This is a genomic window from Rhodoferax sp. GW821-FHT10B06 (genome assembly GCF_059415605.1).
This window is the reverse complement of the sequence record NZ_JBWKNO010000010.1, coordinates 1-23,019: the sequence shown is the minus strand read 5'-3', so window position 1 is coordinate 23,019 and position 23,019 is coordinate 1. Positions and strand designations below refer to the sequence as shown.

The following is a 23,019-nucleotide window of genomic DNA, read 5'->3' as shown; positions in this document are numbered from 1 at the left end:
AGATGGAAATGCTGAACGACATGGCCTTGTTTGTGGAGGTCGCCCAGGCGCGCAGCTTTCGCCGCGCGGCCGACGCCACGGGGGTGCCGAACTCCACGTTGTCCCGGCGCATCAGCGCCCTGGAGAAGGCGATTGGCCTGCGCCTGCTGCACCGCACCACCCGCAAGGTGGAGTTGACCGAAGCCGGGCAGCTGTACTACGAGCGCTGCCGGCGCATCGTGGACGAGGCGCGCATCGCCCACGAGCAATTGGGCGAAATGCTGGCGCAGCCTAGCGGCGTGCTGCGCGCGTCGCTGCCGGTGGACTTTGCAACCATCTACCTGGCGCCGCTGATTGCCGAATTTGGGCGTCGCTACCCCGGCATCCGCTTTGATTTAGACCTCACGCACCGCCGCGTGGACCTGGTCGCTGAACCCTTCGACGTGGCCATTCGCATGGGCGAGCTGAAGGACTCGGGCCTGGTTGCCCGTCTGCTGGCCCGCCTGTTGGTGCAGGCCTATGCCTCGCCGCGCTACCTGGAGATATCTGGCGAGCCCATGCACCCCAGCGACCTGGCGCGGCACGCGTGCTTGGGCTTTCCCAAGGTCGGCACATGGACGCTGCACCAGGGGGCAGAAAGCGTCGAGGTGGAGGTCGGCGGGCGCTTGCAGGTCAACAGCATCGGCATGCTGCGCCGGCTGGCCACACTGGACCAGGGCGTGATCCTGCTGCCTGGGGAGATCGCTGCGGACGAGCTGGCGGCAGGCCGCCTGCGCCGGGTTTTGCCGCAGTGGCAGAGCAACCCGATACCGGTCTACGCGTTGACCGAAACCCGCTTGCTGCCGGCCAAGACGCAGCGCTTTATTGAATTCCTGCAGGAGCAGCTGGGCTCGCGGGCTGAAGGGCGGGCGTAGCCGCGGTTCTCATTGGGAGAAAGCAATTTCGCGATCGGAGGTAACCGTAGCGACGAAGTTTCGCCCGTATGTCATAACCTTCTTACGGGTACTATGGCCGGTATTGGCCCCAACCGCCTGCCGGCTTCTCGCTACGGCAGACCCAAACGGTGGGCACTCCATTCGCGCGCACCGTTCCGACTCCGCCGCGCCAGATCAGCCTGCATTGGGCTCCGGCAGCTTGGCAATCACCTTGATCTCGAAGTCGAAGCCATACAGCCAAGTCACGCCGACACCGGTCAGTGTCGGGTGCGGCGCCTGGCCCCAGTAGTCGGGGAACACCTTCCAGATGGTCTCGAACTTGGACGCCGGATCGACGATGAAGACGGTGACGTCCACCACGTCGTCAAAAGTGCAGCCGGCGGCTTTCAGGATGGCGTTCAGGTTGTCGAAGGCTAGGCGGGTCTGTGCTTCCAGGTCGGGCTCGGGCGAACCGTCTTCGCGGCTGCCCACTTGGCCTGAAACGAATAAAAAGCCGTTGGAGCGGACTGCTGGCGAGTAGCGGTTGCGCTCGTAGAGCGCCTGGCGGCCGGGTGGGAAAACAACGTCGCGTTGGGTCATGGCTGTCCTTGTAAGGAGTGAAAGATGGAGCAACTTTAGGGCGCCATGGCCGGCGGATAAACCGGCAAGTCCACCCATCACTGTTTGTAAAATCCAAACAATCGGCAGCGTCAACGTAGGGGGAGCCGCGATGGACCGTTTTGATGCCATGCAGGCCTTCGCCCGGGTGGTGGAAACCGGCAGCTTTACCAAGGCTGCCGAGACCCTGCACATGAGCAAGACCAGCGTGACGCAGCTGGTGCAGCAGCTGGAGGCGCGGCTGCGCGTGCGCCTGCTGAACCGCACCACGCGCAAGGTCAACGTCACCGCCGATGGCGCGGCTTATTACGAACGTGTGCTGCGCATCCTGGCCGACGTGGACGATGCCGAGACCAGCCTGTCCAGCGCCGCCGCCTTGCCGCGTGGCCGGCTGCGGGTCGATGTGCCCAGCCCCCTGGCCCGCATGGTGTTGGTGCCGGCATTGCCGGCCTTCCACGCCCAATACCCCGACATCCAGATCGACATAGGCGTCAGCGACCGTATGGTGGACATGATCGACGAGAACGTGGACTGCGTGGTGCGCGGCGGCGAACTCACCGACCAGTCGCTGGTGGCGCGTCGGGTGGGCGATCTGCAGCTTGGGGTTTATGCCGCTCCCAGCTACTTGGCGCAGGCCGGTACGCCCCGGCACCCGCGCGAGTTGGAGGACACGCACCACCGCGTGGTCGGCTTCCTGAGGGCGCGCAGTGGCAAGACCTATCCCTATGCAATGCGCCGCGACGGCGAGAGTGTCAAGGTGCAAGGCCGCTACGTGTTCTCGGTGGATGATGGCAATGCCTACTTGGCGGCCGGTCTGGCCGGTGTGGGCGTGCTATGGCTACCGGACTACATGGCCAAGCCGCACCTGACAAGTGGGGAACTGGTGCCCCTGTTTGCGGGCTGGCGCCTGGACCCGATGCCGCTCTACCTGGCTTTCCCGCCGAACCGGTATGTCAGTAGCAAGCTGCGGGTGTTTATCGACTGGGTCGTCGGGCTAATGCAACAGCATGCACCTGTTGCCGAGCGGCAGGTTGCGTGAGCATGGCGCTGGGGGCTGGTTTTTAGATAAATCAGCCTTTAGCGCAATATCCACCTGTGGAAAATGCTACTAAAAATGTAGTGTTTTATGGCAATTGTGGTCACGTGCCAAAGCTATCCACGGCTATGCGATCACAACCGCAGGAACGCCAGCAGCGCATCGTTGAATGCTTGCGCGTGCGAAACGTTAAAGCCATTGCGATGCACCGCTTGCTTTCACCAACTGGCTATGGTGCACCGCGTGGTGGGTGCGCAGGCCCGAGCCTTCGATGGGTACGATAGCATCTGCCTCGCCATGGATGACGAGCGTTGGCACGGTTATGCGCTGCAGGTCTGCGCGGAAGTCGGTGGTGCCGAAGGCGTCCATGCACGCTAAGGCCGCATACTGCGCCGACTGGTGGCACAGGGCGATGGCGTTGCTGCGCTGCGACTCTGTGACCTGCAGCACACCGTGGGCCGAGAAGAAGTCCTGGGTGACATGCGCGAAGAAGGCGTCGCGGTCTCGCTCCAGCGCATTCCTGCTTTGTTGTGCTTTGTGCGTGAGCGGACCATCGGGGGGGGCGGCCGTTTGCATCAGGTAGGGCGGCACGGCAGCGGCAAACACCTGGCTGTGCAGGCGTGATTCGCCATGCCGCGCGATGTAGCGGGCCACCTCGCCCCCCCGCCCATCGAGAAGCCCACCAGCGTCACGTCCTGCAACTCGCAGTGGTCCAGGACCCGCTGCAGATCGTCGGCCAGCAGGGACTTGACTTCGCGCTCCGATTCCTCGGGGTCCAGCGCGGTTTGCGTTGCAGAGTCCGGGTCTTGCGAGGGAATGCCGTGACCTGGGCGGGCTTGCGTGGCGAGTTGTTGGCTGTATGCATGAATGTCTCCTGGGTGGTGGAGCGCGCATGCGTACCGCGCGAGGGCGATGAAGACAAGACAGGCTTATTGGTAGCCGACGCCCATTACATAGTCGCGCAGCAGCGCCTCTTCGTGGTTGCCTGCGGCCAGTAGCGCACGCAGTCCGTCGCGGGAGTTCACGACCCCCAGCAGCTTGCCGTCCGAGCGCACCAGCAGCACGTGGATGAGCCCGCGTGCATGCATCATGGTCAGAACATCGGAGAGCAAGTCTTCTGGTGCGCAAGTGGTGAACCCACGCGTCATCACTTCACCAGCGCGGGTGGTGAAGAAGTTCGCTTGGCCCAAACCCAGATGCTTGATCAGGATGGTCTCCGTGATCGTGCCCAGGGGGACTCCCCCGGCATCGCACACCACCACGGTGCTGATTTGCGCCTCGGACAACAGCGCGGCCACTTCGACCAGTTGGCTGTCCGGTGATACGGTCAGCAGCCGCGAGCGGGCCACCGATTCGATGCTGCCGACCAGCAAGGGGGCCACGGTACGGGCCTCTGCCACCGCCGCAGGCGGGCTCTCGGGGGCGGTGCTTGCGGCCATAACGGACGCTAGTGTTTTCATGGGGCCAACGCAGCTTCAAGCTGCGCCTTGTTCATTGTCGAGCGGCCTTTGATGCCGCGCTGTCGGGCCTCATTGCGCAGCTGCAGCAGCGTACGTCCGCCCGGCCCCTTATGCGAGCGCAAGCCACCGCGCCGGCCCGCCGGCATATCGTTGAGTGACGAGGCGCTGGCCTCGACGGATTCGCCGTGTTGCGCGCGTTCCTTGTTGACGACGCGTGCGGCAATTTCCTCGGCCAGGGGCTGGGGTTTTCCGCGTTTCAGCAGGCTCTCCTTGATGAGCATGTATTGGCGCTCACGTTTTGCGCTCCAGGTCTTTTGCGGCATGGCGAATCCTTGGTGTGTGGGGCAAGTGGCTTGGGGCCGGGTCTCGGAGAGTGCTGCCCTTGCGCGCTGCGTTGGACCATGGTAGTGACGAAACACCACTGTGTTTGTATGTGAATGTACAGAGCCAGCGCACCGGTGCGCCGAGCCCCCAGATGCCAAACACCAGGCGGGTGGCACGGGGTTCAAATATGCCGTGGGCGTAATATTTATCTGTGCTGGCAGCTGCAAAAAATATAGCAATACATGCCCATCCAGATCCAACTGCAATGGCGTCCTGGCAAGTGGAATCCCCCGCGTCAATTAACATCGAAGGTTTCGCACTGACACAGAGAACACCATGGCTGCCAATATTTTGCAAAAACTCCCCGCTGGCGAACGTGTCGGCATCGCGTTTTCGGGGGGGCTGGACACCAGCGCCGCCGTGCACTGGATGCGCGCCAAGGGCGCCATTCCCTGCGCCTACACCGCGAATCTGGGCCAGCCCGACGAGTCCGATTACGACGAAATCCCCCGCAAGGCCCTGGCCTACGGCGCCGAAATGGCCCGCCTGGTCGATTGCCGCCCACAGCTGGTGGCCGAGGGCATTGCCGCCATCCAGTCCGGCGCCTTCCATATCAGCACCGGTGGCGCCACCTACTTCAACACCACGCCGCTGGGCCGTGCTGTTACCGGCACCGCGCTGGTGGTGGCCATGCGCGATGACGGCGTGAACATCTGGGGCGACGGCAGCACCTACAAGGGCAACGACATCGAGCGCTTCTACCGCTACGGTCTGCTGTGCAACCCCGAGTTGCGCATCTACAAGCCCTGGCTGGACCAGCTGTTCATCGACGAGCTCGGTGGCCGCAAGGAGATGAGCGAGTACCTGGTGGCCAACGGTTTCGACTACAAGATGAGCGTAGAGAAGGCCTATTCGACCGACTCCAACATCCTGGGCGCGACCCACGAAGCCAAGGACTTGGAGTTCCTGAACGCCGGCATGCACATCGTCAAGCCCATCATGGGCGTGCCGTTCTGGCGCGAAGACTGCGTGGTCAAGGCTGAGAGCGTCACCGTGCGCTTTGAAGAAGGCCAGCCGGTCGCCCTGAACGGCCAGACCTACTCCGACGCTGTGGCCCTGATGTATGCCGCCAATGAAATCGGTGGCCGCCACGGCCTGGGCATGTGCGACCAGATCGAGAACCGCATCATCGAAGCCAAGAGCCGCGGCATCTACGAAGCCCCCGGCATGGCGCTGCTGCACATCGCCTACGAGCGCCTGGTCACCGGCATCCACAACGAAGACACCATCGAGCAGTACCGCAGCAATGGCCGCCGCCTGGGCCGCCTGCTGTACCAAGGCCGCTGGTTCGACTCGCAAGCCCTGATGCTGCGCGAAACCGCCCAGCGCTGGATCGCCCGCGCCATCACCGGCGAAGTGACCTTGGAACTGCGCCGCGGCAACGACTATTCCATCATGGACACCAGCAGCCCGAACCTGACCTACGCGCCCGAGCGCCTGTCAATGGAAAAAGTGGAAGACGCGGCCTTCACGCCGGCCGACCGCATCGGCCAGCTGACCATGCGCAATCTGGACATCGCCGACACCCGCGAGAAGCTGGGCGTCTACACCCGTGCCGGCTTGCTGGGCACCGGCTCGGACGCAGCTGGCGTGGCGTTGATCGCCAACCCCGGCGGCAAGGTCTAAGCGACGGCCCTTCTGGCCCTTCTTACAGGGCTTCAGGGCTTTAGCGTGTCGCCAGCCAGGCGACCGCCAGCACCAGGGCAACTATGCCGGTGCTGGCCCAGAGCAGGCGCACGCGGTGCGCCTCCACCCTTTGCACCAACTCCTTGTTCTGTTCGGCCAGTGACTGGATAAGCTCGGACGAGACGCGCAGCTGGGCGCGCATTTCTTCGGCTCCCAGCTCCAGCGCGGCCACGCGTGCTTGCAACTGGGCGAGCGATGTGGGCTCGCCAGCTACCGCCGTCGGCACCGGGGTGGGCACTACCGGTGGCTTTTTGGCCATGCTTTTCCACAGCCGTTTGGCGCCGTCGGCCACCACCGGGGCGGTGGCGATCACGTCGGACCAGGGAACGGTTTTGAGCAGCGAGAACCAGCCTAAAGCCATGGCATCAGCCTTTGAGAGCACAACAAGCCCCCAGTGTCGCCGCATCTGGCGCATGGCGTAGCCGGGGACCAGGAATTCCCCGACTCCGTGTTTGCTATATATTTGGTAGCTACTGACGCAGGTAGTACCTGCGCTGGATGGTTATTCAATGCAGTGTCTTCAACGCAGAATCAGCACCGGGGTGTGCGAGTGCGTCAGCACCTGCTGGGTTTCGCTGCCCAGCAGCAGGCGTTTCAGACCGCGTCGGCCGTGCGAGGCCATCACGATCAGATCGGCATTGTGCTCGGTGGCGGCGGCAATCAGACCCTCGGCCACCAGGTCCGAACGCACCACCACGGCCTTGGTATTGACGCCATCGGCCAGGGCCTTGGCGGCATCCACCACGGCCTGGGCTTCATCGGCCCATTGCTGTTCGATGCGGGCGCTTTCGTCCAGGCTCACCGGGATGGAGCCTTCGAAATAGGTGCGGGCATAGGTTGGCACGACCTTCGCGATGACCAGTTGGGCGCCGGTCAGTCTGGCCAGGTCAATGCCGCTGGTAACGGCCAGTTGGGACAGTTCGGACCCATCGGTTGCGACAAGAATGCAGCGGTACATGGCGTTCTCCGGTAGTGGAATGGCTTCAGCATAAGTCTTATGTGGGGACTGGGGTGTTGATCTAGGTCAAACGCGGCGCCGTCCTACAGCGCTAGTCTCGTGGCATGCCCGCCAGCCTTGAGATCGCCCCGCCGCCCCTGTCCCTGCCTACGCCTTCCGCGCAGGCAGAGCAGACCGCGTGGCTGGACGAACCGTCCGAATGGGCGGCCTTCAGCCGGCCTTCCACGCAGTGGCCCCACTGCCAGGAGTCGCAGCTGCTGGTGGAGGGCATGCGCTGCGCGGCCTGTGCCTTGTCGGTGGAAGATGCGCTGCGCAAGCTGCCTGGCGTGGTGCAGGTCGAGGTGGGGGCGGCATCCCAACGCGCGCGCGTGGTCTGGCTGGACGATGTGGGCCGGCCCTCGCAGTGGTTGGCCGCCGTGCAACGCGCGGGCTACCGTGCAGTGCCCGCGCTGGACGCCACCGAGCGGGCCTTGCGCCAGCAGGCCCAGCGGCGCGCCCTGTGGCGTTGGCTGGTGGCCGGCTTTTGCATGCTGCAGGTGATGATGTATGCCATGCCTGCCTATGTGGCCGGGCCGGGCGAGTTGACGCCCGACATGGCCCAACTGCTGCGCTGGGCCTCCTGGGTACTGACCCTGCCGGTGGTGGTGTTTTCCTGCGGGCCGTTTTTTAGCGCTGCCTGGCGTGACCTGTGGCACCGCCGCGCCAGCATGGACCTGCCGGCCGCGCTGGGCATGGCTGTGGCGTTTGCGGTCAGCACCGCCGGTACCTTCGACCCGACCGGGCCGCTGGGCCGTGAGGTGTATTTCGACTCGCTCACCATGTTCGTCTTCTTTCTGCTCTCCGGCCGCTGGCTGGAGCTGCGCCTGCGCGACCGCACCGCCGGCGCGCTGGAGGCACTGATCAGCCGCCTGCCCGACAGCGTGCAGCGCTGGGACGCCAGCGCCGCCGTGCCGGCCTTTGTACGCGTGGCGGTGCGGCGCCTGCAGCTGGGCGACCGTATCCGCGTGCTGCCAGGCGAGGCCTTTCCGGCAGACGGCAGCCTGTTGCTGGGCCGCACCCAGGTGGACGAGGCCCTGCTGACCGGCGAATCCACGCCGCTGGGCCGTGGCCCCGGCGACGCCGTGCTGGCCGGCAGTTACAACCTGAGCGCCCCGGTGGAGCTGCATGTGGAGTGCCTGGGTAGCGACACCCGCTTCGCCCAGATCGTGGCGCTGATGGCCGAGGCCGCCAGCCAGAAGCCGCGTCTGGCCCAGCTGGCCGACCGCATGGCGCGCCCGTTTCTGTGGTGTGTGCTGGTGGCTGCTGCGTTGGCGGGCGCGTTCTGGTGGCCGTCCGGCCCCGGCCATGCGCTGATGGTGGCGGTGGCCGTGCTGGTGGTGACTTGCCCTTGCGCCCTGTCGCTGGCCACGCCGGCGGCGCTGCTGGCCGCTGCTGGCAAGCTGGCCAAATCGGGCGTGCTGGTGCGCCGCCTGCAGGCACTGGAAAACCTGGCCCAGGTGGACACCGTGGTATTCGACAAGACCGGCACGCTGACCTTGGATGGCATGGCGGTATCGGCTATCCATACCTGCGCCGGCCTGTCCGACGACGAGGCTCTGGCCCTGGCGGCGGCGCTGGCCGCACCCTCTCTGCACCCGGTGGCGCGGGCGGTGGCCGCGGCCGCGCAGGCCCGGGGGCTGCAGTTGCCGTCCGATGTGGTGGAAGTGGAGGAGGCCGTCGGCCTGGGCATGCATGGCCAGAGCCGTCACGGCGCCTTGCGCTTTGGCTCGGCCCGCTTTTGCGGCACGCCGGGCGACCCGGTGCAGCAACAGGTACACCTCAGCGATGCCCAGGGTTGGCTGGCCAGTTTTGATGTGTCGGAAGACCTGCGGCCGGATGCGGCGCAGGCGGTGCAGGCCCTGCGCGAGGCGGGCGTGCGCGTGGAGTTGCTGTCTGGCGACCAGCCGGCGGCGGCCCAGCGCGTGGCTGCGCAACTGGGCATAGAGCAGGCGCGGGGGGGCTGCGCGCCGCAGGACAAGCTGGCCCATTTGCGCGCCCTGCAGGCCGGTGGCCACCGGGTGGCCATGGTGGGCGACGGACTGAACGACGGGCCGGTGCTGGCCGGAGCCCATGTGTCGTTTGCCTTTGGCCAGGCCGTGCCTTTGGCCCAGCGACAGGCGGATTTCGTGGTGACCGGTGGCGCTTTGCTGGCCCTGCCGCAGGCATTGCGCACCGCCCGCCGCACACTGCGTGTGGTGCGGCAAAACCTGGCTTGGGCCGCGGCCTACAACGCGCTGTGCGTGCCGCTGGCCTTGGTGGGCTGGCTGCCCGCCTGGGCGGCAGGCCTAGGCATGGCGCTGAGTTCCCTGTTGGTGGTGCTGAATGCCGCTAGATTGTCCAAAGCATGATGTGTCATTGCTCACCCCCAGGCTACACGTTGCGCGTTTTCGCCAACCCCCTTGCAGGGGGCGAACCCAGTGGCCCGGCGGAGCCGGTTCCACGGGTTCCTGGCTTGAGGTCCGTTGTGCCCGTTGTCGGGTGGCGAGTATTTGCATGATTTACATAAAAAGACCTGCCTGGGCAGGTGTTGTCTGCGCAAGCAGCTATGGAATGCATAGCAAACAAGGTGCGAGACCCTGATGGACATCCTGTACCTGTTGATTCCCTTGTCGGTAGTGCTGGTGCTGGCCATTCTGGGCGGGCTGTGGTGGGCTATTTACCAGGGCCAGTTCGAATCGGTGGAGCAAGAAGGCGAGCGCATTCTGCACAACGACTAGCTTGGTGGCTCTCCCCCAGGCTTCGCGCGCTTCCCGGAATCGGCCCGTTGGGCCGAGAACGCATGTCGCCACTCCAACCCCCCTTGCAAAGCCGGTTCTGCGGTGTTCTTGAAAGATGCGGGGAGGCTGGTTGCAAGGGCGCTAAGTGACTTTCGGTTGACTTGCATCAAAGTGTGTCCGGCCTGTCGCCGGGACACTGCATGCCATACACAGAAGAGGTGCCCATGGCTATCACGCATTCACAATCCGCAGGACCGGAGGTCTACAGCGACACCGCCGTCCGGCAGTTTTCCATCATGGCCGTCGTGTGGGGTGTGGTGGGCATGACGGTAGGTTTGCTTATCGCATCCCAGCTGGCATGGCCAGACCTTACCAACGGCATTCCCTGGCTCAGCTACGGCCGGATTCGCCCCCTGCATACCAATGCGGTGATTTTTGCCTTTGGCGGTTGCGCACTGATGGCGACCAGCTTCTACGTGGTGCAGCGTACCTGCCAGGTGCGCTTGTTCTGCCCGCCGCTGGCGTCCTTTGTGTTCTGGGGCTGGCAGGCTGTCATTGTGGGCGCGGCCATCAGCCTGCCCCTGGGCTACACCACCGGCAAGGAATACGCCGAGCTGGAATGGCCCATCGACATCCTCATCACCCTGGTGTGGGTGGCTTACGCCATCGTCTTTTTTGGTACTGTGGGCCGGCGCCGCGTGCGCCACATCTACGTGGCTAACTGGTTCTACGGGGCCTTCATCATCGCCGTGGCCTTGCTGCATGTGGTGAACAGCGCCGAGGTGCCTGCGGGCTGGATGAAGTCCTACTCGGCCTACGCCGGTGTGCAAGACGCCATGGTGCAGTGGTGGTATGGCCACAATGCCGTGGGGTTCTTCCTGACGGCCGGCTTCCTGGGCATGATGTACTACTTCATCCCCAAGCAGGCTGAGCGGCCGGTGTACTCGTACCGCCTGTCCATCGTCCACTTCTGGGCGCTGATCTTCACCTATATGTGGGCCGGCCCACACCATCTGCACTACACGGCCTTGCCTGACTGGACCCAGTCGCTGGGCATGGTGTTCTCGCTGATCCTGCTGGCGCCTAGCTGGGGCGGCATGATCAACGGCGTGATGACCTTGTCGGGCGCCTGGCACAAGCTGCGCGACGACCCGATCCTGCGCTTCCTGATCGTGTCCCTGTCCTTCTATGGCATGAGCACCTTTGAAGGTCCGATGATGGCCATCAAGACGGTGAACGCCTTGAGCCACTACACCGACTGGACCATTGGCCACGTGCATTCCGGTGCGCTGGGCTGGGTCGGCTTTGTGTCCATGGGCTCTCTGTACTACCTGATCCCGCGTATGTTTGGCGGCAAGAAGATGCACAGCGTGCCTGCCATCGAGCTGCACTTCTGGATGGCCACCATTGGCGTGGTGCTGTACATCGCGGCCATGTGGATTGCCGGTGTGATGCAGGGCCTGATGTGGCGTGCCATCAATGCCGACGGCACCCTGACCTACACCTTTGTGGAAAGCGTGAAAGCCACCTTCCCGTTCTATGTGGTGCGTGTGGCCGGTGGCGTTCTGTACCTGGGCGGCATGCTGGTCATGGCCTGGAATGTGTGGATGACCGCCATCTCCGGACGCTCGCAACTGGTGCCGGTCCCCAACACGTCGGTGGCCCACGCCTGAGGAATACAACCCATGTCTGACAACAACAAACCCGTGCCCTTCTTCTCGCACGAGAAGATCGAGACCAATAACTTCTTGATGATCGTGCTGATCCTGCTGGTGGTCGCCGTGGGCGGCATGGTGGAGATCGTGCCGCTGTTCTTCCAGAAGTCCACCACCGAGCCGGTCACCGGCCTGAAGCCCTACACACCCTTGCAACTGATGGGCCGCGACATCTACCTGCGCGAAGGCTGCTACGGCTGCCATTCGCAGATGATCCGCCCGTTCCGCGCCGAGACACTGCGCTACGGCCACTACTCGGTGGCGGGTGAATTTGTCTACGACCACCCGTTCCAGTGGGGCAGCAAGCGCACCGGCCCGGACCTGCACCGCGTGGGCGGCAAGTACAGCGACGAATGGCATCGCATCCACCTGCACAACCCGCGCGACGTGGTGCCCGAGTCGAACATGCCGGCCTACCCCTGGTTGGAAAAGGCCCTGCTGGACCCGACCGATGTGGCGCCGCGCATGAAGGCCTTGCGCACCGTGGGCGTGCCCTATACCGACGCCGAAATTGCCGGCGCAGCGGCCGAGGTGAAAGACAAGACCGAACAGGAAGCCCTGATCGCCTACCTGCAGGTGCTGGGCCGTGCGCTGTCTGATCAGTTGGCCGCGCAGTCCGCTGCCACGGCGCCCGCTGCTCCAGCGTCCGCCACGCCCGTTACCCCAGTTAACGCTCCTTGATACAGAAAGCCCGCCATGGACGTCACCACCTTGCGCATCGCCGCCACGGTTGTCAGCTTCATCACCTTTGTTGGTATCTGGGTTTGGGCTTTTTCCAGCCGCAACAAAGCCCAGTTTGACGAGGCAGCACAACTGCCTTTCCAGCAAGACTGATTCCCAAGAGGATTTTGTATGAGCGATTTCACAAACAATCTCTGGTCGGTATGTATCGCGGCCATCTCGGTCGCCAGCATTGCCGCCTGCTTGCTGCTGCTTTGGATCACGGCCCGTAAAAAGGTGCCGTTCCAGAGCGACAACACCACCGGCCATGTGTGGGACGGTGACCTGCGCGAGATGAACAACCCCTTGCCACGCTGGTGGGTGGGCTTGTTCGTCTTGACCATCGTGTTCTCAGTCGGCTACCTGGCCTTCTACCCCGGCCTGGGCAACTTTGCCGGCAAGCTGGGTTGGACTTCGGCCAACGAATACAGCGACGAAGTGAAAACCGCAGATGCGGCGCTGCAGCCCCTGTATGCCGATTTTGTGGCTCTGCCGCCCGAGCAACTGGCGGGCCGCGCGCCGGCCATGGCGATTGGCGAGCGCCTGTTCATGAACAACTGCGCCCAGTGCCACGGCTCGGACGCACGCGGCAGCAAAGGCTTCCCCAACCTGACCGATGCCGACTGGCTGCACGGCGGTACGCCAGACAAGATCAAGGAAACCATCACCCATGGCCGCATCGGCCAAATGCCGCCGATGGCCGCTGCGGTGGGCACGCCGGACGACGTGAAGAACGTGGCCAACTATGTGCTGAGCCTGTCGGGCAGCCCGCATGACTCGGTGCGCGCCGGTCTGGGCAAGGCCAAGTTTGGTGTCTGCGCAGCCTGCCACGGGGTGGGCGGTAAGGGCAACCAGGCGCTGGGCGCCCCTAATCTGTCGGACGACATCTGGCTGCACGGTTGGGGCGAGGCCGCCATCATGGAGATGGTCAATAAGGGCAAGATCAACCAGATGCCTGCCCAGCAGGGCAAGCTGACCGAGGCCCAGATCCATGTGTTGACGGCTTACATCTGGGGCATGTCCAACAAGCCTGTGGCCAGCAAGTAGGAGCATGGTGTGAACACCGTCGCGCCCCGCAAGACCATTCCCATCGTGCCTGTGCCTGGAGCAGATGCCGATGAGGTGATGGTGTCGCTGTACGCGGCCAGCAAGAAGATCTACCCACGTTCAGTGCAGGGCCTGTTTGCGCGCTGGCGCTGGGCCATGGTGTTGCTGACGCAGCTGGTGTTCTATGGCCTGCCCTGGCTGCAATGGGGTCAGCGCCAGGCGGTACTGTTTGACCTGGAGGCGCGCCGCTTCTACATCTTCTCACTGGTGTTGTACCCGCAGGATTTCATCTACCTGACCGGGCTGCTGGTGGTGTCTGCGCTGTCCCTGTTTCTGTTCACCGCCGTGGCAGGGCGCCTATGGTGTGGCTTTGCCTGCCCGCAGACGGTGTACAGCGAAATCTTCATGTGGATAGAGCGCCATATCGAGGGCGACCGTGCCGCCCGCATGCGCTTGGATGGCGCGCCCATGTCGGCCCACAAGCTGGCCCGCAAGTCGGCCAAGCACGGCGCTTGGCTGTTGCTGTCCCTGTGGACCGGTTTTACCTTTGTCTCGTATTTCACACCCACCTATGCGCTGCTGCAGGAGTCTTTGAGCGGCAGCTTTGGTTCGTGGGAAGTGTTCTGGGGTCTGTTCTACAGCTTTGCCACCTATGGCAACGCCGGCTTCATGCGCGAGCAGGTCTGCAAATACATGTGCCCCTATGCGCGCTTCCAGAGCGCCATGTTCGACAAGGACACGCTGATCGTCAGCTACGACACCACCCGTGGTGAGCCCCGGGGCTCGCGTTCGCGCAAGGCCGACCCTGCGGCCCTGGGCCTGGGCTCTTGCGTGGACTGCACGCTGTGCGTGCAGGTCTGCCCCACCGGCATCGATATCCGCGAGGGCTTGCAGTACGAATGCATAGGCTGCGCCGCCTGCGTGGATGTATGCGATGGCGTGATGGACAAGATGGGCTATGCCCCTGGCCTGATCCGCTTTGCCACCCAGAACGGCATGGCCCAGGGCTGGTCGGGCCGGCAGATACTGCGGCGTGTGCTGCGGCCTCGGGTACTGGTCTACGGCACGGTACTGCTGGTGTTGACGCTGGCGCTGCTGGGCAGCCTGTTGACGCGTACCCCGCTGAAGGTGGACGTGGTGCGCGACCGCGCGGCGCTATCCCGCATTGTGTCCGGTGGCCAGCTGGAAAACGTGTACCGCCTGCAGGTCATGAACGCCAGTGAACTGCCGCAGCGCTACCGTCTCATAGCCCATGGGCTGGACGGGCTGGTGCTGGCCTCGGACGAATGGGTGGACCTGGAGCCGGTAGCCTCGCGCTGGGTGGCGGTGCGCCTGCATATCCCTTATGGTTCTGTCGAACCGGGCTCTTACCCGGTATTCTTCGACATCCAGACTGCGGATGGAAGCACCAAGGTGTCGGAAAAGTCCACGTTCTTTGTTCCCCGCTGACGATAACTCCAGGAGACTGCCATGCCCTCTCATGTATCTGCTACACCGGTGCCGCTGCCATGGTGGCGCTACGGCTATGTCTGGCTGGTGATTTCCGGCCCGCTGGCCGTGGTGGTGGCGGCCTTGGTCTCGGGCTGGATCGCCATCCGCCAGCAGGACCCGGTGCTGGCCCAGGACTACTACCGCCAGGGGCTGGAGATCAATAAGACCCTGGCCGCCCAGGGCCCGCTGGCACCGGCCGAGCAGGGGCGCAACCATGCTGCGTCGCCGCCCGGCTCGGTGCGTACCAAGTAGCCGGAGGGCACTATGCAAAGCTTTAGGGTGGTAGGTGTGGTCTGGCCCGCGTTCCTGGGCGCATGCATACTGGAGATGCTGGTGTTTGCGGTGGTCGATCCCTACAGCCTGCAATGGCTGGGGCAGCCGCTGCCTTTGTCACGCCAGGGCGTGTACAGCCTGGCGTTCTTTGCGTTCTGGGCGGTGGCTGTGCTGGTGGGTTGCCTGACGCTGCTGGTGGGCCAGCCGGTGACAGTGCCTAGAGACAGGGCTGAAGATTGACGATGCGCTTGAGCGCTTCGGTGTCCAGGATGCGGATGTGGCGCTGCTTGACCTCGACCACGCCGTCTTCCACAAATTTGGAGAAGGTGCGGCTCACGGTTTCCAGTTTCAGGCCCAGGTAGCTGCCGATTTCCTCGCGCGTCATGCGCAGGATGAGTTCGGACTGTGAAAACCCGCGCGCATGCAGACGCTGCACCAGGTTCAGCAAAAAGGCCGCCAGGCGTTCCTCGGCGCGCATGCTGCCCAGTAGCAGCATCACGCCGTGCTCGCGCACGATTTCGCGGCTCATGATCTTGTGCACATGGCGCTGCAGGGAGTTGACTTCGCGCGAGAGCTCTTCAATGCGGTGGAAGGGCATTTCGCACACTTCGGCATCTTCCAGGGCCACCGCATCGCAGGTGTGGTGGTCGTTGACGATGCCGTCCAGGCCGATGATTTCGCCTGCCATTTGAAAGCCGGTAACCTGGTCGCGGCCATCTTCGGTGGTGACGGTGGTCTTGAAGAAGCCTGTACGGATGGCGTACAGCGCCTTGAAGGTTTCGCCGTTATGGAACAGCGCCGTGCCTCGCAGTACCTTTCGGCGCACTGCTACCAGGTCGTCAATGCGCTCTAGCTCTTCTTTGTTCAGGCCCAAGGGCATGCACAGCTCACGCAGGTTGCAGTTGGAGCAAGCGACTTTGATTGAGGTGGGGACCATGCGCAGAGTATGAACTTGATGGAGATCAATGGAGCTATTTGATGTATCTCATTGTCTCTGGTGCCATCTGCTGCGGTTTTGATCCACGTCAATGAAACAAGCGTGGCTTCGCGGCACATTCCAGTCATGCAACCTGACTGCCCGCCATGACCCGTGTTTTGCCCGAATTGTTACGCCGTTTTGATGTGCCTGGGCCGCGGTACACGTCCTATCCCACCGCCGACAGGTTTGTCGAGGCCTTTACCTGCGAGGACTATGGGCGGGCCCTGCAGCAACGCAACCAGGGGGCGGCAGCACTGAGCCTGCCCTTGTCGCTGTATGTGCACATACCGTTTTGCGAGTCGCTTTGCTATTACTGCGCCTGCAACAAGATCATCACCAAGCGGCATGAGCGCGGAGCCGCCTATCTGCGCTATCTGGAGCGCGAAACCGCTCTGCACACCGCCCAGCTGGGCGAGCGGCGCAATGTCAGCCAACTGCACCTGGGCGGAGGCAGCCCTACTTTTTTGAGTGACGACGAGCTGGCCCAGCTGATGGCCATGTTGCGGCGCCATTTCGTGTTGGCCCCCGGCGGCGAATACTCTATTGAGGTGGACCCCCGCACGGTGGACGCCAAACGCCTGCAAGCTTTGGCCACCTTGGGCTTCAACCGGCTCAGCTTTGGGGTACAGGACTTTGATGCCGACGTGCAAAAAGCGGTGCACCGCATCCAACCCGCGCAGCAAGTGTTCGAGCTGGTGGAGGTGGCCCGCACGCTGGGCTTTGAGTCCATCAATGTGGACCTGATCTACGGCTTGCCACGGCAGACACCGGCATCTTTTGCACGCACGCTGGAGCAGGTGGTAGAGCTGCGGCCCGACCGCATTGCCCTGTACGCCTATGCCCATCTGCCCGAGCGCTTCAAGCCCCAACGCCGCATTCTGGGCGCTGAGCTGCCGGCGGCGGCCGACAAGCTGTCCATGCTGTCGCAGGCCTTCGACACCTTTTTGGAAGCCGGCTATGTGTACATCGGCATGGACCACTTCGCCTTGCCCAACGACGCGCTGGCCATCGCCCAGCGCCAGGGCCGGCTGCACCGCAACTTCCAGGGCTACAGCACCCAGCCCGACTGCGACCTGGTCGGCCTGGGCGTGTCGGCCATAGGCCGCATAGGCGCCACCTACAGCCAGAACGCCAAGACCCTGGAGGAATACTGCGACCGTATCGACCAGGGCCAGCTACCGGTGGTGCGTGGCCTGGCGCTGAACCGCGACGACCTGGTGCGCCGCGCCATCATCATGGGTCTGATGTGCCAGGGCGAGGTGCAGTTTGAATCCATCGAGCTGGCATTTCTGGTGGATTTCAAAAAGGCCTTCGCCGCCGAGCTGGCTGCTCTGCAGCCCTTGGTGGAGGCCGGCCTGGTGCAGTTGGAAGACAGCGGTATCCGCGTCACGGCCACCGGCTGGTTCCTGGTGCGCGCGGTGGCCATGGTGTTTGACCGCTATCTGCAGGCTGACCGCAACCGCGCCCGCTTCTCAAGAATCATTTGAACATGCAAACGGGCCTGGCCTGGACCGCACTGCTGATGGGCCTGGCCGGCGGTCCGCACTGCGCCGCCATGTGCGGCGCAGCCTGTGGCAGCCTGGGCCGTCTGGCCGGCGCGCAGCGGCCCTGGCTGGGCATGCTGCAGCTGCAGGCCGGGCGCCTGGTGGGCTACAGCCTGGCCGGTGCGCTGGCGGCCTGGGCGGCCGACAACCTGGCCTGGCTGGCTCGCCAGTCAACCGCGCTGCAGCCGCTGTGGACCCTGTTCCATGTGGCCGTGCTGGTCTGGGGCGGGACTTTGCTGGTTTTGGCACGCCAGCCGGTATGGGTAGACGGCATGGGCCGCAAGCTGTGGGCGCGCCTGCGGGCGAGCTCCGGCGGATATGGCTGGGCCTTTGGCGTGGGCGCGGCCTGGGCCTTCATGCCTTGCGGCCTGCTGTATTCGGCCCTGCTGGTGGCGGCCCTGAGCGGCGGGCCACTGGATGGCGCTCTGTGCATGGCCTTGTTTGCTGCAGGCAGCGCCATCACTCTTATGGCCGGCCCCTGGCTGTGGCTGCGCCTGCAGGCCTGGCGCAGCCCAAAGCACAAGGAGTGGGGCATGCGCGCGGCAGGTGGCGCCCTGATGGCCGTGGCCTTGTGGGCCGTGGTGCACGACATGGATCCGCGTGTGGCCGACTTTTGCCGCAGCCTTGTATCTATTGGCTTACCTGCGCAATAAAACCTGGAGCATTCGTTCCCGATTTAGAAGAAAGTCTCGTGTGACCTGAAAGTGTTCTGTGTCTTCGTAGGCGATGGGGGATACACCTTCTTGGCCGCAACGGTAGATGCGGGCATCCGGGTAGGCCATAAGGATGGGCGAATGGGTGGCGACGATGAACTGAGAGCCTTGCAGCACCAGGTCGTGCATGCGTGACATGGCCGCCAGTTGCCGTTGCGGTGACAGGGCTGCTTCGGGTTCGTCCAGAAGGAATAGACTTTCACCACCGAATCGCTCGGTCATCAGCGCCATAAAGGACTCGCCATGCGACTGTTCATGCAGCGAGCGGCCACCGTAGTGGCTGATGATGGGTAGCCCCGCGGTGGGATCGTCATCCAGGTTTTCGATTTCAGTGGCGACGTTGAAAAAGCTCTCTGCCCTTAGAAAGAAACCGTCTCGTGGCCGCCTGAAACCTTTCGCAACGCGCAGGTAACTATGCAACTCGGAGTGCGATATGCGTGTGCCGAACCGGAAGTTTTTGCTGCCACCTTCGGCATTGAAACCGAGTGAAACGGCGATGGCCTCCAATAGAGTGGATTTGCCGGAGCCATTCTCTCCCACTAAAAAGGTGACCTTTGGGTGGATGTCCAACTGGTCTAGCATGCGTACCGCTGGCAAGTTGAAGGGGTAGCGTTCGAAAGAGTCCACCTTATCCCGTTGGAGGCTGACGCGGCTAACGTACTGGGAGGAAATCATGTCTTGTATGTTATGCGCAGCAGACTCCTAAAATCCTTGGCATGCACACTTCATCACGCTTCTGGGCCGACCTCAGCACCCGCGACTTCGCGCAGCTGGACCCGGCTCGCACCGTTGCCGTTCTGCCCGTGGCCGCCACCGAGCAGCATGGCCCGCACCTGCCCCTGAGTGTGGACACCACGTTGGTGGATGGCGTGGTGGCGGCGGCGCTGCCGCACCTGCCGGCCGATGCCTCGGTGCTGTTCCTGCCAACCCAGCAGGTTGGCTTCAGCCCCGAGCACCAGCGCTTCCCCGGCACGCTGACTTTGTCGTCCGAAACCGTCATCCGTATTTGGACCGAGCTTGGCGCCTGCGTGGCGCGCAGCGGCGTAAAGAAGCTGCTGATCTTCAACTCGCACGGCGGCCAGGTCAGCCTGATGGACATCGTGGCGCGCACCCTGCGTACCGAGCATGATTTGCTGGTCTACAGCGCCAGTTGGTTCAACTTGCCGCTGGGCGCTGCGAACAGCCCGTTCAGCGCCGAGGAGCAGCGCTTCGGCGTACATGCTGGCGACGTGGAAACCTCGATGATGCTGGCCCTGCGCCCGCAGTTTGTGGACATGGCGCAGGCGCGCGATTTCAAGTCCAGCTCGCAAGACCGGGCTGCCAAGTACCCCATTCTGGGCAATGGCAAAAGCGCCAAGCTGGGCTGGCAGATGCAGGACTACAACGCCACCGGCGCAGCCGGCAACGCCGCCGCCGCCACGGCGGAGAAGGGCCAGGCGCTGGTGGATGCGTCGGGTCAGCAGCTGGCGCTGCTGCTGCAGGAGATCGCCGAGCTGCCGCTGTCTACTCTGGTGGATGCGCCTGATCTGGGTTGATGCATAAAAACAGGCGCCAGCGCAGTTATATCCTGCGCTGGCAGCTATATTTTAAATAGCAATCTGTTTTTGACCGGCTACACAAGCCCCCAGGCCAGCACCCCGGCTGTGCCCCACATCATCAGCGCCACCAGCCCGTCCAGCGCACGCCACAGGGCTGGGGCGCGCAGGCGCTGGCCCAGCAGCATCAAACCCAGGCCCAGGCTGGCAAACCAGAGGGTGGATGCCGTGATCGCGCCCAGGCCAAACCAGGCATTGCCCGGCCGACCCCAGGCCAGCGAGGCGGTGCCGATCAGCACGGCTGTATCCATCCAGGCATGTGGGTTCAGCCAGGCGAAAGCCAGGGCCGCAGTTACTGCTTGGCGACGCGTCATCGGCGCCTGTGAGGGCAGGCCCACGGCCTCCGGATGGGTGCCACTGCGAAAGCGTGCAAACGCCTGCCAGCCGTAGTACAGCAGGAAGACGATGCCCGAGCCCACCAGTGCGCCCTGCAGCTTGTCCGACATGCCGCCCAGCTGGGCCAGGCCCAGCACGCTTAAGGCTATCAGCCCGATGTCCGACACGATGCATACCATCACCGTCAGCCACACATGCTGGCCGGTCAGCCCCATGCGCAGCACATGCGCGTTCTGCGGCCCCAGCGCCACGATCAGCGACAGGCACAGAACCAGTCCAGCGGTGAAGGCGGGTGTGAACAGCAAAGAGGGCAGGGTGGACATGGCGGGCTTTGAGCGGGGCTGTGGAACGGCCTGCAGTGTCTGGCATCTGTGCTGCTAATTAAACAAAGCTAAATTCAAATTACATTGGATAAAAAATAATTGAGTAAAAGTTCTATTCGCCCAGGCGCGCCAGCACAAAGTCAATAAAGCTGCGCAGCTTGGCCGTGGGCTGGCGTTCCGCACGGCGCACGATGTGCATGGCCCGCTGGGGCAATTGCCAGTCAGGCAACAGGCGGATGAGCTGGCCGGCCGCTATGGCCGGGTTCAGCAGATAGTCCGCCTGCACGGCAACGCCCATTCCGCCCACCGCCGCCGCCAGCAAAGCCTGGCCGTTGTTGCTGACGAATGTGCCTTTCACCGGCACGGCCACCGTCTCACCGCCACGGCTGAAGCGCCATTGCGGCTTGCTTCCCCAGGCCGCAAATGCCAGGCAGTCGTGCTGCGCCAGATCCGCAGCATGGACGGGTACGCCCCGGCGCTCCAGGTAGGCCGGGCTGGCCGCGGCCCAGACCTCGGTGGGGCGTAGGGGACGCGCGACCAGTTCGTTGTCTGTGATGGCACCCGAGCGCAGCGCGACATCAATGCCTTCTTCCGCCATGTCCACCACCCGGTCATTCAGCACCAGGTTGATGTGTACGGCAGGGAAGGCCGCGGCGTAGGCGCTGAGCAGTGGCGTCAGGCAGTACACGCCGTAGGCTACGGGCGCGGAAATATGCAGCGTGCCTTGCGGCGCCTCGCGCAGGCTTTCTGCCACCCTGTCGGCGGCTTCTACGCTGGTAAGGGCCTCGCGGCAGCGCTCCAGATAGCTGCTACCGATGTCGGTCAATGCCTGCTTGCGGGTGGTGCGCTCTATCAGGCGGGCGCCCAACTGCTCTTCCAGTGCGCGCACATGTTTGCCGACCATGACGGCAGACAGGTCCAGCATCTGCCCCGCCGCGGCAAAGCTCTCTGCCGTTGCCGCCACCACGAAGACCTGCATGCTGCGCAATTTGTCGCTCATATTCGGAAGTATTGGTTACGGGTGTCGCAATGATCATCCCATTTACTGCAATGGTAGTGCCTTAAACAATACCTATACGCCCAGGCCGGTGGCTTTGCATGCCGCCGTGCAGATGGGTGGTACTACGCATCCAAGGACTATCTGATGACTACCTACGCGATTGGCTCCCTCGTGATCCACAACACCGATTGGCAAAAGGAATACGGTGCAAAAATGCCCGCCTTGGTGGCTAAGCACGGCGGCATCCTGCGCGCCCGGGGCCCCGTGCAACTGTTGGAGGGCGAGGCGCATCTGCCGGGAACCACCGTGATGATCGAGTTTCCCAGCGCGGCCCAGGCCCATGCCTGGTACGACGACCCGGCCCACGCTCCGTTGAAGCAGCTGCGCCTGAGTGGCGCCAAGTTTGACCTGGTGTTGCTGGACGGTATTTGAAGGTGCAGGTTTAAATTTGGCTCGGCATAAACTCCATCACGTAAAAAATACTTGATGGAAGCCACCACATGCTCGACGCGAAACAACTCGAAGCCCTGGCCGCCGTGCTGGAACATGGCGGCTTTGGGCCAGCGGCTGCGGCGCTGAACCTCACGCTGGCGGCGGTGTCGCTGCGCATCAAGGGGCTGGAGACGGTGCTGGGCCAGCGCCTGCTGGTGCGCGGCAAGACCGTGCGCGCCACGCCCGCCGGCCAGGCCCTGCAGGCCCATGTGAAGCAGCTGCGCCTGATGGAGGCCGATTTGGTGGGTGCCTTGCCCCGCGCCAAAGGCAGCACGCCAGCCTGGCAAACCTTGGGCGTGGCTATCAACGCAGATTCTCTGGCCAGCTGGTTCCTGCCGGGCGTGGCCGCCTGCGTGGCGCGCTACCGCTTGCTGCTGGATCTGCAGGTCTATGACCAGGACCACACCCATGAGGCCCTGAAAAACGGCGAAGTGGTTGGCTGCGTCAGCACCCTGGCCCAGCCCATGCGCGGCTGTGTGGCCGAGTCGCTGGGCGTCATGCGCTATCGCTGTGTCGGTGCGCCTGCGTTGGTGTCGCAGTGCCGCACCAAGGCCGGCGCCGTGTCGGTACACCGCATGCTGGCTACGCCGGCCATCATCTTCAACCGCACGGACGGCCTGCAAGATGCATTTTTGCAGCAGCACTTCGCCTTGTCCGCGCCGCAATACCCCCGGCACTTCGTGCCCGCCGTCGATGCGTATGAAACCGCGCTGGAGCACGGCATGGGCTGGGGCATGGTGCCCGACCAGTTTTTGGCCCGCCGCGAGGGGCGCTTGCCGCTGGAAGAAGTACTACCCGGCAGCGCCGTGGAGGTAGCCCTGTACTGGCACCACTGGGAGCGCGAGCCCCTGTCCGCGCAACGCCTGACGCAGGGGGTGCGGGAGGCGGCGGGTGGGTTGGGGGGATGGAGAGTGGGCGTTAACGCTTAGAGCGGCTAACAAAACGGGGAAAGTCTACGAAGGCAGATGACACAACAAGCCAGGGAAAGCAAGGCCGTATG

27 protein-coding genes are annotated in these 23,019 nt (G+C 63.8%); 17 read left to right on the top strand and 10 right to left on the bottom strand.

Features of this window, described 5'->3' with window-relative positions; genetic code table 11:
• Positions 1 to 2: 2 nt before the first annotated feature.
• A complete protein-coding gene (locus AC07O2_RS16085) occupies positions 3 to 893 on the top strand; it encodes a LysR family transcriptional regulator (protein ID WP_495076757.1) in 891 nt (296 codons plus the stop codon).
• Between the two features lie 195 nt (positions 894 to 1,088).
• Here the strand turns inward: AC07O2_RS16085 and AC07O2_RS16080 are convergent, their stop codons facing one another.
• Positions 1,089 to 1,493: a RidA family protein gene (locus AC07O2_RS16080; protein ID WP_495076756.1), complete on the bottom strand. Its 405-nt coding sequence runs from the start codon at positions 1,491 to 1,493 to the stop codon at positions 1,089 to 1,091.
• 130 nt (positions 1,494 to 1,623) lie between these two features.
• Here AC07O2_RS16080 and AC07O2_RS16075 point away from each other — a divergent pair, with 130 nt between their 5' ends.
• Entirely contained in the window at positions 1,624 to 2,550 is a 927-nt protein-coding gene (locus tag AC07O2_RS16075; RefSeq protein WP_495076755.1) for a LysR family transcriptional regulator, read from the top strand.
• Between the two features lie 186 nt (positions 2,551 to 2,736).
• Here AC07O2_RS16075 and AC07O2_RS16070 read toward each other — a convergent pair whose 3' ends face one another.
• From AC07O2_RS16070 to AC07O2_RS16060, 3 genes are all read right to left on the bottom strand, one after another.
• Positions 2,737 to 3,201, bottom strand: coding sequence for an alpha/beta fold hydrolase (locus AC07O2_RS16070; protein WP_495076754.1), 465 nt, complete (start codon positions 3,199 to 3,201; stop codon positions 2,737 to 2,739).
• A gap of 275 nt (positions 3,202 to 3,476) precedes the next feature.
• Positions 3,477 to 3,986 (bottom strand): CBS domain-containing protein, encoded by a 510-nt coding sequence (locus AC07O2_RS16065; protein WP_495076753.1) that lies wholly within the window; start codon positions 3,984 to 3,986, stop codon positions 3,477 to 3,479.
• Positions 3,987 to 4,003: 17 nt separating this feature from the next.
• The gene (locus AC07O2_RS16060) at positions 4,004 to 4,330 is read right to left on the bottom strand and encodes a plasmid stabilization protein (RefSeq protein ID WP_495076752.1); all 327 of its coding nucleotides are present in this window, start codon (positions 4,328 to 4,330) and stop codon (positions 4,004 to 4,006) included.
• Positions 4,331 to 4,667: 337 nt separating this feature from the next.
• On the opposite strand from AC07O2_RS16060, the gene argG reads away from it, so the two are divergent.
• Positions 4,668 to 6,017, top strand: coding sequence for an argininosuccinate synthase (gene argG / locus AC07O2_RS16055; protein ID WP_495076751.1), 1,350 nt, complete (start codon positions 4,668 to 4,670; stop codon positions 6,015 to 6,017).
• Between the two features lie 40 nt (positions 6,018 to 6,057).
• Here the strand turns inward: argG and AC07O2_RS16050 are convergent, their stop codons facing one another.
• Both AC07O2_RS16050 and AC07O2_RS16045 read right to left on the bottom strand, forming a co-directional pair.
• Positions 6,058 to 6,438, bottom strand: a complete 381-nt coding sequence (locus AC07O2_RS16050; RefSeq protein ID WP_495076750.1) for a hypothetical protein — start codon at positions 6,436 to 6,438, stop codon at positions 6,058 to 6,060.
• Between the two features lie 159 nt (positions 6,439 to 6,597).
• Positions 6,598 to 7,035 (bottom strand): universal stress protein, encoded by a 438-nt coding sequence (locus AC07O2_RS16045; protein WP_495076749.1) that lies wholly within the window; start codon positions 7,033 to 7,035, stop codon positions 6,598 to 6,600.
• 104 nt (positions 7,036 to 7,139) lie between these two features.
• On the opposite strand from AC07O2_RS16045, the gene AC07O2_RS16040 reads away from it, so the two are divergent.
• The 9 genes from AC07O2_RS16040 to AC07O2_RS16000 all read left to right on the top strand — a co-directional run bounded on the left by AC07O2_RS16040 (position 7,140) and on the right by AC07O2_RS16000 (position 15,277).
• Complete coding sequence (locus tag AC07O2_RS16040) at positions 7,140 to 9,422, top strand: heavy metal translocating P-type ATPase (RefSeq protein ID WP_495076748.1); 2,283 nt, start codon at positions 7,140 to 7,142, stop codon at positions 9,420 to 9,422.
• A 231-nt stretch (positions 9,423 to 9,653) separates the two neighbouring features.
• Positions 9,654 to 9,791 (top strand): cbb3-type cytochrome oxidase assembly protein CcoS, encoded by a 138-nt coding sequence (ccoS, locus tag AC07O2_RS16035; RefSeq protein WP_495076747.1) that lies wholly within the window; start codon positions 9,654 to 9,656, stop codon positions 9,789 to 9,791.
• 224 nt (positions 9,792 to 10,015) lie between these two features.
• On the top strand, positions 10,016 to 11,464 hold the full coding sequence (gene ccoN, locus AC07O2_RS16030; protein WP_495076906.1) for a cytochrome-c oxidase, cbb3-type subunit I: 1,449 nt from the start codon (positions 10,016 to 10,018) through the stop codon (positions 11,462 to 11,464).
• A 12-nt stretch (positions 11,465 to 11,476) separates the two neighbouring features.
• Positions 11,477 to 12,187 (top strand): cytochrome-c oxidase, cbb3-type subunit II, encoded by a 711-nt coding sequence (gene ccoO / locus AC07O2_RS16025; protein WP_495076746.1) that lies wholly within the window; start codon positions 11,477 to 11,479, stop codon positions 12,185 to 12,187.
• Positions 12,188 to 12,202: 15 nt separating this feature from the next.
• Positions 12,203 to 12,340 carry a cbb3-type cytochrome oxidase subunit 3 gene (locus AC07O2_RS16020; RefSeq protein ID WP_495076745.1) on the top strand — a complete coding sequence of 46 codons (138 nt, stop codon included), beginning with the start codon at positions 12,203 to 12,205 and terminating at the stop codon, positions 12,338 to 12,340.
• Positions 12,341 to 12,358: 18 nt separating this feature from the next.
• The gene (gene ccoP, locus AC07O2_RS16015; protein WP_495076744.1) at positions 12,359 to 13,273 is read left to right on the top strand and encodes a cytochrome-c oxidase, cbb3-type subunit III; all 915 of its coding nucleotides are present in this window, start codon (positions 12,359 to 12,361) and stop codon (positions 13,271 to 13,273) included.
• A 78-nt stretch (positions 13,274 to 13,351) separates the two neighbouring features.
• A complete protein-coding gene (gene ccoG / locus AC07O2_RS16010) occupies positions 13,352 to 14,722 on the top strand; it encodes a cytochrome c oxidase accessory protein CcoG (protein ID WP_495076905.1) in 1,371 nt (456 codons plus the stop codon).
• Positions 14,723 to 14,743: 21 nt separating this feature from the next.
• Entirely contained in the window at positions 14,744 to 15,016 is a 273-nt protein-coding gene (locus AC07O2_RS16005) for a FixH family protein (protein ID WP_495076743.1), read from the top strand.
• Between the two features lie 12 nt (positions 15,017 to 15,028).
• Positions 15,029 to 15,277 carry a hypothetical protein gene (locus tag AC07O2_RS16000; RefSeq protein WP_495076742.1) on the top strand — a complete coding sequence of 83 codons (249 nt, stop codon included), beginning with the start codon at positions 15,029 to 15,031 and terminating at the stop codon, positions 15,275 to 15,277.
• Here AC07O2_RS16000 and fnr read toward each other — a convergent pair.
• Positions 15,255 to 15,974 (bottom strand): fumarate/nitrate reduction transcriptional regulator Fnr, encoded by a 720-nt coding sequence (gene fnr, locus AC07O2_RS15995; protein ID WP_495076741.1) that lies wholly within the window; start codon positions 15,972 to 15,974, stop codon positions 15,255 to 15,257. The genes AC07O2_RS16000 and fnr overlap by 23 nt on opposite strands.
• 146 nt (positions 15,975 to 16,120) lie before the next feature.
• Between fnr and hemN the strand changes: the two genes are divergently transcribed.
• Both hemN and AC07O2_RS15985 read left to right on the top strand, forming a co-directional pair.
• Positions 16,121 to 17,503 (top strand): oxygen-independent coproporphyrinogen III oxidase, encoded by a 1,383-nt coding sequence (hemN, locus tag AC07O2_RS15990; RefSeq protein ID WP_495076740.1) that lies wholly within the window; start codon positions 16,121 to 16,123, stop codon positions 17,501 to 17,503.
• Between the two features lie 2 nt (positions 17,504 to 17,505).
• Complete coding sequence (locus tag AC07O2_RS15985; protein ID WP_495076739.1) at positions 17,506 to 18,213, top strand: sulfite exporter TauE/SafE family protein; 708 nt, start codon at positions 17,506 to 17,508, stop codon at positions 18,211 to 18,213.
• Here AC07O2_RS15985 and AC07O2_RS15980 read toward each other — a convergent pair.
• Positions 18,199 to 18,948, bottom strand: a complete 750-nt coding sequence (locus tag AC07O2_RS15980; RefSeq protein WP_495076738.1) for an AAA family ATPase — start codon at positions 18,946 to 18,948, stop codon at positions 18,199 to 18,201. The two genes, AC07O2_RS15985 and AC07O2_RS15980, sit on opposite strands and share 15 nt — an antisense overlap.
• A 41-nt stretch (positions 18,949 to 18,989) precedes the next feature.
• Between AC07O2_RS15980 and AC07O2_RS15975 the strand changes: the two genes are divergently transcribed.
• A complete protein-coding gene (locus tag AC07O2_RS15975) occupies positions 18,990 to 19,808 on the top strand; it encodes a creatininase family protein (RefSeq protein WP_495076737.1) in 819 nt (272 codons plus the stop codon).
• A gap of 77 nt (positions 19,809 to 19,885) precedes the next feature.
• On the opposite strand, the gene AC07O2_RS15970 is transcribed toward AC07O2_RS15975, so the two are convergent.
• Entirely contained in the window at positions 19,886 to 20,527 is a 642-nt protein-coding gene (locus tag AC07O2_RS15970) for a LysE/ArgO family amino acid transporter (RefSeq protein ID WP_495076736.1), read from the bottom strand.
• Positions 20,528 to 20,639: 112 nt separating this feature from the next.
• A complete protein-coding gene (locus AC07O2_RS15965; RefSeq protein ID WP_495076735.1) occupies positions 20,640 to 21,527 on the bottom strand; it encodes a LysR substrate-binding domain-containing protein in 888 nt (295 codons plus the stop codon).
• Positions 21,528 to 21,671: 144 nt separating this feature from the next.
• On the opposite strand from AC07O2_RS15965, the gene AC07O2_RS15960 reads away from it, so the two are divergent.
• Complete coding sequence (locus AC07O2_RS15960; RefSeq protein ID WP_495076734.1) at positions 21,672 to 21,959, top strand: DUF1330 domain-containing protein; 288 nt, start codon at positions 21,672 to 21,674, stop codon at positions 21,957 to 21,959.
• Positions 21,960 to 22,027: 68 nt separating this feature from the next.
• The gene (argP, locus tag AC07O2_RS15955; protein WP_495076733.1) at positions 22,028 to 22,948 is read left to right on the top strand and encodes an HTH-type transcriptional regulator ArgP; all 921 of its coding nucleotides are present in this window, start codon (positions 22,028 to 22,030) and stop codon (positions 22,946 to 22,948) included.
• Positions 22,949 to 23,019: the final 71 nt, after the last annotated feature.

Bases quoted from the DNA above. Each gene is read 5' to 3' on its own strand.
- AC07O2_RS16085 (WP_495076757.1), top strand. From the start codon at position 3: ATGGAAATGCTGAACGACATGGCCTTGTTTGTGGAGGTCGCCCAGGCG.
- AC07O2_RS16080 (WP_495076756.1), bottom strand. From the start codon at position 1,493: ATGACCCAACGCGACGTTGTTTTCCCACCCGGCCGCCAGGCGCTCTAC.
- AC07O2_RS16075 (WP_495076755.1), top strand. From the start codon at position 1,624: ATGGACCGTTTTGATGCCATGCAGGCCTTCGCCCGGGTGGTGGAAACC.
- AC07O2_RS16065 (WP_495076753.1), bottom strand. From the start codon at position 3,986: ATGGCCGCAAGCACCGCCCCCGAGAGCCCGCCTGCGGCGGTGGCAGAG.
- AC07O2_RS16060 (WP_495076752.1), bottom strand. From the start codon at position 4,330: ATGCCGCAAAAGACCTGGAGCGCAAAACGTGAGCGCCAATACATGCTC.
- argG (WP_495076751.1), top strand. From the start codon at position 4,668: ATGGCTGCCAATATTTTGCAAAAACTCCCCGCTGGCGAACGTGTCGGC.
- AC07O2_RS16050 (WP_495076750.1), bottom strand. From the start codon at position 6,438: ATGGCTTTAGGCTGGTTCTCGCTGCTCAAAACCGTTCCCTGGTCCGAC.
- AC07O2_RS16045 (WP_495076749.1), bottom strand. From the start codon at position 7,035: ATGTACCGCTGCATTCTTGTCGCAACCGATGGGTCCGAACTGTCCCAA.
- AC07O2_RS16040 (WP_495076748.1), top strand. From the start codon at position 7,140: ATGCCCGCCAGCCTTGAGATCGCCCCGCCGCCCCTGTCCCTGCCTACG.
- ccoS (WP_495076747.1), top strand. From the start codon at position 9,654: ATGGACATCCTGTACCTGTTGATTCCCTTGTCGGTAGTGCTGGTGCTG.
- ccoN (WP_495076906.1), top strand. From the start codon at position 10,016: ATGGCTATCACGCATTCACAATCCGCAGGACCGGAGGTCTACAGCGAC.
- ccoO (WP_495076746.1), top strand. From the start codon at position 11,477: ATGTCTGACAACAACAAACCCGTGCCCTTCTTCTCGCACGAGAAGATC.
- AC07O2_RS16020 (WP_495076745.1), top strand. From the start codon at position 12,203: ATGGACGTCACCACCTTGCGCATCGCCGCCACGGTTGTCAGCTTCATC.
- ccoP (WP_495076744.1), top strand. From the start codon at position 12,359: ATGAGCGATTTCACAAACAATCTCTGGTCGGTATGTATCGCGGCCATC.
- ccoG (WP_495076905.1), top strand. From the start codon at position 13,352: ATGGTGTCGCTGTACGCGGCCAGCAAGAAGATCTACCCACGTTCAGTG.
- AC07O2_RS16005 (WP_495076743.1), top strand. From the start codon at position 14,744: ATGCCCTCTCATGTATCTGCTACACCGGTGCCGCTGCCATGGTGGCGC.
- AC07O2_RS16000 (WP_495076742.1), top strand. From the start codon at position 15,029: ATGCAAAGCTTTAGGGTGGTAGGTGTGGTCTGGCCCGCGTTCCTGGGC.
- fnr (WP_495076741.1), bottom strand. From the start codon at position 15,974: ATGGTCCCCACCTCAATCAAAGTCGCTTGCTCCAACTGCAACCTGCGT.
- hemN (WP_495076740.1), top strand. From the start codon at position 16,121: ATGACCCGTGTTTTGCCCGAATTGTTACGCCGTTTTGATGTGCCTGGG.
- AC07O2_RS15985 (WP_495076739.1), top strand. From the start codon at position 17,506: ATGCAAACGGGCCTGGCCTGGACCGCACTGCTGATGGGCCTGGCCGGC.
- AC07O2_RS15980 (WP_495076738.1), bottom strand. From the start codon at position 18,948: ATGATTTCCTCCCAGTACGTTAGCCGCGTCAGCCTCCAACGGGATAAG.
- AC07O2_RS15975 (WP_495076737.1), top strand. From the start codon at position 18,990: ATGCACACTTCATCACGCTTCTGGGCCGACCTCAGCACCCGCGACTTC.
- AC07O2_RS15970 (WP_495076736.1), bottom strand. From the start codon at position 20,527: ATGTCCACCCTGCCCTCTTTGCTGTTCACACCCGCCTTCACCGCTGGA.
- AC07O2_RS15965 (WP_495076735.1), bottom strand. From the start codon at position 21,527: ATGAGCGACAAATTGCGCAGCATGCAGGTCTTCGTGGTGGCGGCAACG.
- AC07O2_RS15960 (WP_495076734.1), top strand. From the start codon at position 21,672: ATGACTACCTACGCGATTGGCTCCCTCGTGATCCACAACACCGATTGG.
- argP (WP_495076733.1), top strand. From the start codon at position 22,028: ATGCTCGACGCGAAACAACTCGAAGCCCTGGCCGCCGTGCTGGAACAT.